This is a genomic window from Anaerococcus sp. AGMB09787, assembly GCF_022808955.1.
GTDB lineage: Bacteria > Bacillota > Clostridia > Tissierellales > Peptoniphilaceae > Anaerococcus.
In genome coordinates this window covers 61,565-73,230 of record NZ_JAKZEY010000051.1, presented here as the reverse complement: position 1 = coordinate 73,230, position 11,666 = coordinate 61,565, and the positions used below count along the sequence as shown (strand labels likewise).

Below are 11,666 nucleotides of genomic sequence, written 5' to 3'. Positions count from 1 at the left end.
AAAGATGTGGTCATGAGTATGAAGCTATCTATGCCCAAAAAGATAAAATTGAAAAATCATCATCTAAAGGCAGGAAACTAAAAGCGAATGATAATATTACTAAATCCATATCTGAAAACTTCATAAGAAGCGCTCTCCCGAACAAATAGCAAACACTATATGTAAAGACCTTGTCTACTTTAAATAATATATAATCGGATTTACTCAGGAGTTATAGACTTTGATGTTTCTAAGCTAAGAAGAAAGGGGAAATCAAGAAAAGCCAAAGAAACAAGAGGTAGGTTTAACATAGGTAAATCAATAAGCAAAAGACCTAAATAAGTAAAAAATAGAGATATCTTTGGTCATTGGGAATTAGATACAGTTGTATTATCCAGAGGTAAAAGTAAAGGCTGCCTAGCAACATTTGTAGAAAGAAAAACTAGATTTTATATTGCCTTGCCTATGGCGGATAGAAGTAAAAACTCGATGTTAAAATCAATTAACAAATTAATCAGCTCTTTGCCATTAGAAGCATTAAAGACCTTTACATCTGACAGAGGCAAAGAATTTGCTTGCTATGAAGATGTTGAAAAACAAGGGATAGACTTTTACTTTGCCGATGCGTATTCAGCTTGGCAAAGAGGAAGCAATGAAAATTCTAATGGTTTATTGAGAGAGTATTATCCTAAGAAGACAGACTTATCCAAAATATCTGTTAATGAGCTAATAAGAAACTTAATGGAGCTTAATACTAGACCTAGAAAATGCCTTGGGTATCAAACTCCATTTGATTTATTTATGCACGAACTTAGTTTGGTTTAGGTGTCGCAATATTATTTGCAATTCATCAAATAAAAAAGAACGAATGTTTGAACTTAGCTAAGTCATTCGCTCTTTAGCTATTATTTTATAAGTCTGGCCTATCGCTTAGGTCAATGTGGCAATAGCCTGTAGGGTTTTTCTTTAGGTAGAATTGGTGGTAGTCTTCTGCTACTACATAGTTTTGTAATGGGTCGACTTCTATTTGAATTTTTTCTCTTTCCTTCTCTTGTTTATTTGCTAGAAATTCTTTTACTTGGTCAAGGGTTGCTTCATCATTTGAATATATTCCAGTCCTGTATTGGCGACCCTTATCGTTTCCTTGTTTATTTATTGAGAAGGGATCAACGATATAATAGAAGTATTCTAGAATTTTTTCTAAATTAATTATTTCATCATCGTATGTTACTTTAACTGTTTCTGCATGGTCGGAGTTTTTGAGGTTTTCATAGAAGGTATCATCGCTATTGCCATTTGCATAGCCAACTTCAGTTTCTACTACTCCTTCTATTTGTGAGAAGTAAGCATCTACTCCCCAAAAGCACCCCCCTGCTAGGTATATTCTTTGTTTCATTTTTTCCTCCTTTTATATATTTTAAGGTAATTGGTTCTCTTAGTTTTTCTTAGTTTGAAGTTTTTCATATTGGATGAAAAGACTGATGATAGGATTATTCCAAATGCAATAGCCCCTGCAAGAGCCACGGTCTTAAATAATAATAGGATTACATTCTGGAATTGGTTGTTTACAAAATTTTTCATCGTATCATATATAGCTTCACCAGGACATAGGTTAATTACTCCTGGCACTATAAATATTAGGGATGGGTGTCTAAATAGCTTAGCGCAAATTTCTGATATCAATGAAATTACAAAGGCTGAAAAGAAGGTCCCCATATAATTTGATCCAGTATAGTAGATTACTATCTTATATATTATCCAACCAACCCCTGCATTTAGACTGGATACCAAGAGGGCTTTTTTAGGTACTTGGAAGACTAGAGCAAAGCCTACAGCTGATAGCATTGAAACTATAAATTGAAATAACATAGTTCCTCCTTACATTAAATAGGTAGATAGGGTGATAGGTATAGCTACTCCAACTGCTAGGGCAGAGGATATGAGAAAGGCAGTGGTGGCTCCTGTTATTCCACTGGTTACGTCCCCACTCATAAGATCTCTCATTGAGTTGGTCACCATTATTCCTGGCAAAAAAGCCATCATTGATGCAACAACTACCTTGTTTACTTCAACACCAGGTACAAATCTTGAGATTAAGATTGTCAAAAAGCTTACCAAAAGACCTGCTATAAAGTTAATCACAAAAAATCCTACGTTGCGCTTTTCGAAGATATGGCTTATAGCATAGGACATAAGTCCTACACAAAAGGAAATTACCATGTCTTGGTAGGATCCTCCCAAGAGGAGCAAGAAGGCTCCAGATGATAGGGCAGAGCCAAATATTTGAAAGGGCAAGGGTTGGCCTGGGTCATTTTTTATTTTTTCAAGTTCCAGGAGAGCCTCTTCAAAAGACATATTCCCCTTAACAAATTCTCTAGAGAAGGTGTTTACCTTGTCTATATAATAAAGGTTATTTCTTCTAGATTTAACCCTTCTTACATTGGTATGGATCTCTCCATTGTAAGAAAAAGACACTATTATTACATTGGAAGTGGAATAGACATCCACATCTATTACGTTTTTCTTGCTTTTTATTATCCTCTCAACTGTATCTTCTACCCTATAGATCTCTGCACCATTTTGTAGAATGATTGCTCCAGCATTGCAGGCTATCTCGGATAGGACTACAGCCTCATCCATATTTTGAATTGTATTTTTTGCAACTTCCATTTTATCACCTAAAAGATTTATTGTACCTATTTATATTTTCTTCCGTTAAGAATGCATAAGCATCATTTATTTCTTGGAACTTCTCCTTGGCCCCCTCTTCCTTATTGATGTCAGGATGGTATTTCTTTGCAAGTTTCCTATAGTTTAACTTTACCTGATATATGTCAGTATTATAATCTAGGCCCAAGGTATCACAAGCTTTTTCAAATTTTTCCTTGAAACCCACATCATAGGCCATATTGGTGTAGGTATTTTGTCCATAGGAATTTTGCCATTTGGCATCTTGAAAGTTTCCAAAGCTAAAGCCTCCAAAAAATTCTTCAAAACGCCTATTCATCTCTTCTTCCCTAGCTCTTGCTTCTTCCTTGGCCTTTCTAATTCGCTCCTTCTCAGCATCTTCCCTGTACTTGTTTGAATAATCAGAAATTGAATCATATCCTACTTTTTTGCCACTAATAAGTGATTCACTCTTATCAAAGAGCCACTCGGTTAGGGTGTAGTTGGCATACCTAATAAAGGAAATAAATTTTGGTCCTAGGATAGGTATGATGATTACCACAAATAATAGGATCCATATTTCCATAGGTAGGGCTATTAGTAGGAAGGGAAAGAAGAAAAAGGCAGAGCAACCAAATATAAATACTGCCACAAATAGTTGTCTAATCCCCTCAAAGGTCATAACTATAGCATTCATTAAATTTATCAAAAGATTGAATACACTCGAAAGCCCCCTAGCCAGATAGTGTAACAATTTACCAAATATTTTCGCCATATAAACTCCTCACATAAAAAGATTATACACTTTAGATACTTAAATTCACAAAAAAAGAAGGCCGAAGCCTTCTCTTAATATTACTTAATTTTAACCAAACAAGTCAGTGTTATTTGAATTGTAGAGGTTATAATATACTCCTTTATTATCAAGAAGAGCCTTGTGGTTGCCTCTTTCTACTATGCCATCGTAGGTTAGAACTAAAATCTCATCAGCATTTATAATTGTTGATAGCCTATGGGCGATAGTTAGGGTTGTCCTTCCCTTGCTTAATTTTTCTAGAGAGGCTTGGACTATGGCCTCTGACTTATTATCAAGAGCAGAAGTTGCTTCATCAAGGATTAGGATAGGTGGGTTCTTTAGGAATACCCTAGCGATAGAAATTCTTTGCTTTTGACCACCTGATAGCTTGACTCCCCTCTCTCCTATATAGGTATCGAAGCCATATGGCAAGTCCTTAATAAATTCTATAGCTCCTGCAAGCTCAGCGGCTTGTCTTATCTCCTCATCACTTGCATCTTCCTTACCATATCTGATATTATCCTTAACAGTTCCTGAGAAGAGGTAGACATCTTGTTGGACTATGCCTATATTATCCCTAAGTGATTCTAAGGTTAAATCTCTTATGTCTACTCCATCGATCTTAATAGAGCCATCAAGGACATCATAGAATCTAGGAATCAACTTAGATATTGTGGTCTTTCCTCCACCTGAAGGACCTACTAGGGCAATATTTTCTCCTACATCTATTGAGAAGGACATATCCTCTAATACATAGTCTTCATCAGATCCTGTACCTGGATACTTGAAGTAGACATTTTCAAAGTCTATCTTACCCTTAACATCTGATAATTCCTCGGCTTCTTCATGGTCAAAGATTTCATTTTCAAGATCCATTATTTCGACAAATCTCTCGATGCCAGTAGCTCCTCTTTCGTAGGTATCTGTAAAGTTGATTAACCTCTCAATTGTTGCAACCAACATATTCAAATACATGGTAAAGGCTATAAGGTCTCCAGGGCTGATATATGATTTTATAACAAAGAGTCCTCCGACTAGAATCAACAAGGTATACATTAGTCCTGAGAAAGTATCCTTCACCATAAAGTAAGATGCCATGGCAAAATATTGAATCTTCTTTATAGTAGTAAACTTTTGATTTTCCTTGGCAAACTTTCTTTTTTCTGCATCTTCATTGGCAAAAGATTTTACAACAGAAATTCCTAATAAGGTATCTTCTATACCTGAATTAATAGCGCCAACTTGCCTTTTGGTATCCATAGTCGCTTGTCTAAACTTACTTCTAGACTTACGAGATACTATATACATAACTGGAACTAGGGCATAAATTATTAGGGCTAGCTTCCAATTTATAGTCAACAAAACCGTAAAGGATATGAAAAGCTTGATGGCTCCTACCAAAAATTCTTCTGGTACGTGGTGGGAGAACTCTGTAATCTCATTAAGGTCAGTAGTCATCCTTGTCATAAGTTGACCAATCTTGGTCTCATTAAAAAACTCCGTATCCATGGTCAAAAGATGGGTAAAGACATCTCTTCTCATGTCTTTTTCTATATAGGCTCCCATGATATGACCAAAGGATTGCATGATAAATCTCGCTACTATTTCAATTAGCTTTGTAATAGCATAAATAATTGCAACTTTAACGACTCTTGGTAGATCAAGTAGTCCTAGCTGAGCCCAATCCGTTAGATAGGAAAGTAGCATAGGCAAGACTAATTGACTTACAGTGGTCAAGGCTGCAGAAATCAAATCTATGATTAAAACTTTTTTATATGGTTTATAATAAGGAAAAAATCTCTTCATCAATTCCTTATTAGAATATTTGCTTTTTTCTTGCATTACTCCTCCTCTTCTTATAGTTTACAAATACTATTTTACTTTTTCTTAACTTAATTTCATAGAAATTACTATTGTTTAAAAATTGTCATTTAAAATTTTTTAAGTAGGATAAATATAGGAGGATATAGATGGCTAGAATAATTGAAAAAATAAATTTAAACGACAACACAATCAAATTTGTCGTAAAAGCTCCAGAAATCGCTAAAAAAGCTAAACCTGGACAATTTATTATACTAAGACTTGATGAAAAAGGAGAAAGAGTACCTTTCACTATTTCAGATACAGATGATGAAAATGTAACTATAGTAGTTCAAGTTGTCGGTGGAACAACTATGAGAATGAATAATCTAAAGGCTGGAGATGGCTTCTTGGACTTCGTAGGTCCACTAGGAAAGCCAACCGAGCTTGATGAGCTAAAAGGAAAGAACGTCTGCGTTGTAGGTGGAGGCCTTGGTACAGCAATTGCTTATCCACAAGCTAAATACTTACATGACATAGGAGCAAATGTAGATGTAATAGTTGGATTTAAAAATAAAGATCTAATTATATTACAAGACGAATTAGAAAAATGTTCAGATAACCTCTACATAACAACAGACGATGGTTCATATGGTAGACAAGGTTTTGTAACTCAAGTCCTAGAAGATGAAATCAACGAAGGCAAAACTTACGATCATGTCCTAACAATTGGACCAGTTATCATGATGAAAAATGTTGTTAATGTAACTAGACCTCACAACATACCTACAACAGTAAGTATGAACTCTATAATGGTAGATGGAACAGGCATGTGTGGTTGCTGTAGACTTACAGTAGATAACAAAATGCAATTTGCTTGTGTAGATGGTCCTGACTTTGACGGATTCAAGGTTGACTTTGATGAAGCTATGAATAGGTCAAGAAACTACCTAGAAGAGGAAAGAGAACATATTTGTAGAATTACAGGGGAGGTAAGAAATGGCGAAATTTAATATGGCAAAAACAAAAGTTCCAATGCCAGAACAAGATCCCAACGAACGCAATAAAAACTTCAAAGAGGTAACTCTAGGCTATAGTTTGGAAATGGCTCAAGAAGAAGCAACAAGATGTATCCAATGTAAAAATAGACCTTGCGTTTCAGGCTGCCCTGTAGGAGTTCAAATCCCAGAATTTATCAAACTAATCGTTGCTGGCGACCTAGATAGCGCCTACGATAAGATAGCAGAAACCAACAATCTTCCTGCAATCTGTGGTAGAGTTTGCCCACAAGAAAACCAATGTGAAGGTAAATGTACTAGGGGTATCAAGGACGAGCCTGTATCAATAGGTAGACTTGAAAGATTTGTAGCAGACTATAGAAACAACAAAGACTACCACAAACCAGTAGAAGTAGCAAGCAAGAACAAAAAGGTAGCAGTAGTAGGAGCAGGCCCTTCAGGACTTAGTGCATCAGCTGACCTTGCCAAACTTGGTTACAAGGTTACCTTATTTGATGCCTTCCATGCAGCCGGTGGGGTACTTATGTATGGTATCCCAGAATTTAGACTTCCTAAAACCCTAGTTCAAAAAGAACTTAAGAACGTAATAGGCCTAGGTGTTAAACTAAAAACTAACACAATAGTTGGAAGAACCCTATCCCTCCAAGACCTATTTGATGAGGGTTACGAAGCAATTTACCTATCAACTGGTGCTGGACTTCCTAAATTCCTAAACATTCCAGGAGAAAACCTAAACGGAGTATATTCTGCTAACGAATTCTTAACAAGAATGAACCTAATGAAGGCCTACAAGTTCCCAGAATATGACACACCTGTCCATGTAGGAAAGAAAGTCTGCGTAGTAGGTGGTGGTAACGTAGCAATGGATGCTGCAAGAAGTGCAAAAAGACTTGGTGCAGATGTAACAGTAGTTTACAGAAGATCATTCGAAGAAATGCCTGCTAGAATAGAAGAAAGTCACCACGCTAAAGAAGAAGGAATCAATTTCCTTAACCTCCACAATCCTGTAGAAATCGAAGGCGAAAACGGATGGGTTAAAGCAGTTAAAGTTGAAAAAATGGAACTAGGAGAAGCTGATAGCTCGGGCAGAAGAAAACCAATCCCTACAGGCGAATATGAAGAATATGAATTTGATTCTGTAATAATCGCCATAGGCCAATCTCCAAACCCACTTATCAAACAAACCAATGATGATATAGAAACAGAATCTTGGGGTGGCATCATAATAGATGATACAACAATGACTACAAAAGATGGTGTCTTTGCCGGAGGAGATGCTGTAAGTGGTGCGGCAACGGTAATCCTTGCCATGGGAGCAGGTAAAAAAGCCGCTGAAAATATAGACAAGTATTTAGAGAATAAATAATAGAAGATAAAAACAACTGACCCCGTAGCCCTTGTGGTATATGAGGTCAGTTTTTTTTGACTAAATTTATATTATATTTTTTGATAAATAAAATCTTTACTAGCTAGGTCTTAATTCTTAAAATTAACAATTAGAAAAATAAGAGTCCTCCATTAGGGGCTCATTTTTTAATCTTAGACTCCTTAGTCCTTGCTATTGGTAAATTATTTTTCTACTATCCTAACATGGACTGCCTGGTCCCCCCTGGGTCCTTCTATTTTTTCAAATTCTACGACTTGGCCAGGATAGAGGGTTTTGTAAGTTTCATCCGATTCTATATCAGAAAAGTGGACAAATAGGTCTTCTCCTTCCCATTTTATGAAGCCAAAGCCTCTTTTGTTATCAAAAGTTTTAACCTCTCCCTTACTCATTTTTCTCCTTTTTTGCACTAAATAAAATTCTCATTGTATCAGGCTTGACATCGCCCATGTCATCTTCATCATAGATTTCTATATGGCTAAATCCAATCTTTTCCAAAATTTCTTTTATTTCTTCGACCTTGTATAGTCTTTCCTGTTGAAATTCCCTAATCCTCCTATAGGTATCCCCTTCTTCTCTTATAAAGAAGTCTAGGTGCATATCACATAGGTCATCCTCAAAGAAGTTATCCCAGGTATAGAAGATATCTTCGTATTCGTAGACATAGCAGTTTGACCCAAAGATTTCCTTGATTTTGTATTCGGAATTTATATCAAAAACTAGGAGGGAATCATCCTTTAAGTTCTTGTAGGAATTTTCGAATAATTCTATCAGCTCTTCCTTCTCTGTTACATAGTTGACACTATCAAGGAGGATTACTATTAGGTCGTAGATGTCTTCATTAATGAAGCTTACCATATCGTAGTAGATAAGATTTACATTGTCCGCATCGTATTTTTGGGCAAAGACCTTGAGCATATCTGGTGATATATCTAGGGCATCTATTTTTTCAAAGTCATCAAAGAAGTGCCTGGTAAGCATGCCGGAGCCAGTTGCTAGCTCCAGCATATTTTCCTTACCTACCTGGTGTTTCTTGCATAGGTCCTTGATATTTTGAGCATATTTCTCATAATCTATATCAAAACTTAGTTTGTCATAGATATAGGCAAAGTCCTCATACATTATTTATCCTTTATTTCTTCAAGGGAAAGTTTTGTTTTTTCTAATAGGTCCTTGTAGTTTACAAGTTTTTCTTTCTCTTTGTTTACTACTGCCTCTGGAGCCTTGCTTACAAAGCCTTGGTTTGATAGTTTGCCCTCAGCCCTCTTTATTTCACTTTCTAGCTTCTTAATTTCTTCTTTTAGTCTTGCTCTTTCCTTTTCATAGTCAACTAGTTCATCTAGGGATAGGTAAACTAGGAATTCGTTGAAGACAAGCTTGATTACTCCATCTTCTTCGCTAGTGTCATCTCCATCATTTTTGATTACTTCTACTTGGCTTGCACTAGCAAGATTTACAAATTCATCCTTCAAGTCTTCTAGGATTTTTATATTTTCTTCCTTTTCCACTAGGATTTGTACTTTTTGCTTGCTCTTTGCAGGGACATTTAGGATTGCCCTTTGGTTTCTAATAGCTGTTATGGCATCAATAACTGAGTTTACATTGGCCTCTACTACTTCAAAGTTAAAGTCTTCCCTATATTCTGGCCATTCTTCTACTATTAGCATATCGTCCTTGTTTGGAATAGCAGAGTATATTTCTTCTGTTATAAATGGCATAAATGGATGAAGAAGGATGAGCATATTCTTGAGTACATAAAGCAAGACTTTCTTTACATTGGCCTTCTTTTCTTCATCATCTCCATATAGTCTAATCTTGGCAAATTCTATATACCAGTCGCAGTATTCATTCCAAATGAAATCTTCAATCCTTGATGCTGCAAGGCCAATTTCATATTTTTCTAGGTTGGTAGATACTTCTGCTATGGCATCATTTAATCTCTTAAGGATCCACTTATCTTCTAGTTCTAGATTTTCCCCATCAAAGGTCAAGTCATCACTATCTTCTATATTCATCAAGACAAACCTTGAAGCATTCCATAGTTTGTTAGCAAAGTTTCTGCTTGCAAGTATTCTCTTTTCGTCATAACGCATATCATTTCCAGGTGAGTTACCAGTAATCAAGGTAAATCTTAGGGCATCTGCACCATACTTGTCAACTACTTCTATTGGGTCAACTCCATTGCCCAAGGACTTACTCATCTTTCTTCCTTGAGGGTCCCTGATAAGGCCTGTAAAGAGGACATGGTGGAAAGGAACTTCTCCAGTGTTATACATTGATGAGAAGATCATCCTTATTACCCAGAAGAAGATTATGTCGTAGCCTGTTACCAAGATATCTGTTGGGAAGAAGTAGTCTAGCTCTTCATTTGTATCAGGCCAACCAAGGGTTGCAAAAGGCCATAAGGCTGATGAGAACCAAGTATCTAGGGTATCCTCGTCTTGGGTAACGTGTACGCCGTTTAGCATACCATTTTCATCTGGATCATCTTCACTAACTATAACTTCCCCATCATCTGTATAGAATACTGGCAACCTATGACCCCACCATAGTTGACGGGAGATGGTCCAGTCTCTGATGTTATTTAGCCAGTTCATGTAGGTCTTAGATAGGGATTCTGGGATTAGTTTTACCTTGCCATCATCTAGGGCCTCTATACAAAGCTTAGCAAGGTCTTCCATCTTTACAAACCATTGCTTGGATATTATTGGCTCGATTACTACCTTGCTTCTTTCAGAATATCCTACAGCATGCTCGATTTCTTCAGTTTTAATTAGGTAGCCCTCTTCTTCTAGGTCCTTTAGAATTTCCTCTCTAGCTTCATACCTATCCATACCAGAATATTTACCATAGCCTTCTACTATACGGGCCTTGGAATCTAGAACTATACATTGACCTAGGTCATGACGAGCTCCTACTTCAAAGTCGTTAGGGTCATGGGATGGAGTGATTTTTACAAGTCCAGTACCATATTCCATATCTACGTAGGCATCTTCTATTAGTGGGATTTTTCTTCCAACTAGTGGCAAGATCAAGTTTTTGCCGATTTTATCCTTAAATCTTTCGTCTTCTGGATTAACTGCTACTGCCAAGTCCCCGAACATGGTCTCAGGTCTTGTTGTTGCTATTGTAATATATTCATCACTATCCTCAAAGAAGTATTTTATATACCAAAGGCTACCCTTTTGGTCTTCGTGGTATACTTCTGCATCAGAGATGGCTGTTTCTGCCATAGGGTCCCAGTTTACTATCCTATCTCCCCTATAAATTAGTCCATCATCATACATTTTCTTGAAGACACGTCTTACAGCCTTGGTTAGGTTCTCATCCATGGTGAAGGAATCGTGGTCCCAATCACAAGAAACTCCTATGGTTCTAAGTTGTTCCTTGATTCTACCACCGTATTTCTCTGTCCAGTCCCAGGCTTCTTTCAAAAATCCATCCCTACCCAAGTCTTGCTTGGTTTTGCCTTCATTGGCAATTTTTTCTACTACCTTGCTTTCTGTAGAAATAGATGCGTGGTCTGTGCCTGGTATCCATAGGGCTTCGTATCCCCTCATCCTCTTATAACGAATGATAATATCTTGGATAGTGTTATTTAGGGCATGGCCCAGGTGAAGGTAGCCCGTTACATTTGGTGGAGGCATAACTATTGTAAAAGGCTTCTTATTCCTATTAACTTTCGCCTTAAAGTAACCATTGTCTTCCCATTTTTTATAAATTTGTTTTTCAAATTGACTAGGATTATATTTAGTATCCATTATTATCTCCTTAAAATTTCTTAAATTAAAAGGTGGTAACGACATAGGACGAATTATCGCGTTACCACCTAATTTTCTTAAAAAGACTCTCTTTGCACTAATGTGTGCCAACATAAAGCATAAGTAAAAGCAACCTTCAAAAGGTCCAACTAAAGATTTCCACCAACCATCTTCTCTCTATGAGTTCTAGCTTCCTACTCCTCTTTTACTGCTTTCCTATTAAAATTATATTATCATTATAGGTTTATAATATATTTTGT

The 11,666-nt window shown here is 36.6% G+C and carries 11 protein-coding genes; 3 read left to right on the top strand and 8 right to left on the bottom strand.

Going from position 1 to position 11,666, the window contains the following annotated elements; genetic code table 11:
* Positions 1-336 precede the first annotated feature (336 nt).
* A complete protein-coding gene (locus MUN42_RS08935) occupies positions 337-804 on the top strand; it encodes an IS30 family transposase (protein WP_243344482.1) in 468 nt (155 codons plus the stop codon).
* Positions 805-889: 85 nt separating this feature from the next.
* Here MUN42_RS08935 and msrA read toward each other — a convergent pair whose 3' ends face one another.
* The 5 genes from msrA to MUN42_RS08910 form a co-directional block, all read right to left on the bottom strand.
* Positions 890-1,375 carry a peptide-methionine (S)-S-oxide reductase MsrA gene (gene msrA, locus MUN42_RS08930; protein WP_243344481.1) on the bottom strand — a complete coding sequence of 162 codons (486 nt, stop codon included), beginning with the start codon at positions 1,373-1,375 and terminating at the stop codon, positions 890-892.
* The gene (locus MUN42_RS08925; RefSeq protein ID WP_243344480.1) at positions 1,372-1,848 is read right to left on the bottom strand and encodes a threonine/serine exporter family protein; all 477 of its coding nucleotides are present in this window, start codon (positions 1,846-1,848) and stop codon (positions 1,372-1,374) included. The genes msrA and MUN42_RS08925 overlap by 4 nt, the downstream gene beginning before the upstream one ends.
* A 9-nt stretch (positions 1,849-1,857) precedes the next feature.
* Entirely contained in the window at positions 1,858-2,649 is a 792-nt protein-coding gene (locus MUN42_RS08920; protein ID WP_243344479.1) for a threonine/serine exporter family protein, read from the bottom strand.
* A 4-nt stretch (positions 2,650-2,653) separates the two neighbouring features.
* Positions 2,654-3,421, bottom strand: a complete 768-nt coding sequence (locus MUN42_RS08915) for a DnaJ domain-containing protein (protein ID WP_243344478.1) — start codon at positions 3,419-3,421, stop codon at positions 2,654-2,656.
* 90 nt (positions 3,422-3,511) lie between these two features.
* On the bottom strand, positions 3,512-5,284 hold the full coding sequence (locus MUN42_RS08910) for an ABC transporter ATP-binding protein (RefSeq protein WP_243344477.1): 1,773 nt from the start codon (positions 5,282-5,284) through the stop codon (positions 3,512-3,514).
* 128 nt (positions 5,285-5,412) lie between these two features.
* Here MUN42_RS08910 and MUN42_RS08905 point away from each other — a divergent pair, with 128 nt between their 5' ends.
* Together MUN42_RS08905 and gltA are read left to right on the top strand one after the other, a co-directional pair.
* Entirely contained in the window at positions 5,413-6,255 is an 843-nt protein-coding gene (locus MUN42_RS08905; protein WP_243344475.1) for a sulfide/dihydroorotate dehydrogenase-like FAD/NAD-binding protein, read from the top strand.
* Entirely contained in the window at positions 6,242-7,627 is a 1,386-nt protein-coding gene (gene gltA, locus MUN42_RS08900) for an NADPH-dependent glutamate synthase (RefSeq protein ID WP_243344473.1), read from the top strand. Before MUN42_RS08905 ends, gltA begins: the two co-directional genes overlap by 14 nt.
* A gap of 203 nt (positions 7,628-7,830) precedes the next feature.
* Here the strand turns inward: gltA and MUN42_RS08895 are convergent, their stop codons facing one another.
* From MUN42_RS08895 to MUN42_RS08885, 3 genes are read right to left on the bottom strand one after another with little or no spacing between them, the layout of a single operon-like run.
* Positions 7,831-8,037 (bottom strand): cold shock domain-containing protein, encoded by a 207-nt coding sequence (locus MUN42_RS08895; protein ID WP_243344471.1) that lies wholly within the window; start codon positions 8,035-8,037, stop codon positions 7,831-7,833.
* Positions 8,030-8,767: a class I SAM-dependent methyltransferase gene (locus MUN42_RS08890; RefSeq protein WP_243344469.1), complete on the bottom strand. Its 738-nt coding sequence runs from the start codon at positions 8,765-8,767 to the stop codon at positions 8,030-8,032. The genes MUN42_RS08895 and MUN42_RS08890 overlap by 8 nt, the downstream gene beginning before the upstream one ends.
* Entirely contained in the window at positions 8,767-11,406 is a 2,640-nt protein-coding gene (locus MUN42_RS08885; RefSeq protein ID WP_243344467.1) for a valine--tRNA ligase, read from the bottom strand. The genes MUN42_RS08890 and MUN42_RS08885 overlap by 1 nt, the downstream gene beginning before the upstream one ends.
* Positions 11,407-11,666: the final 260 nt, after the last annotated feature.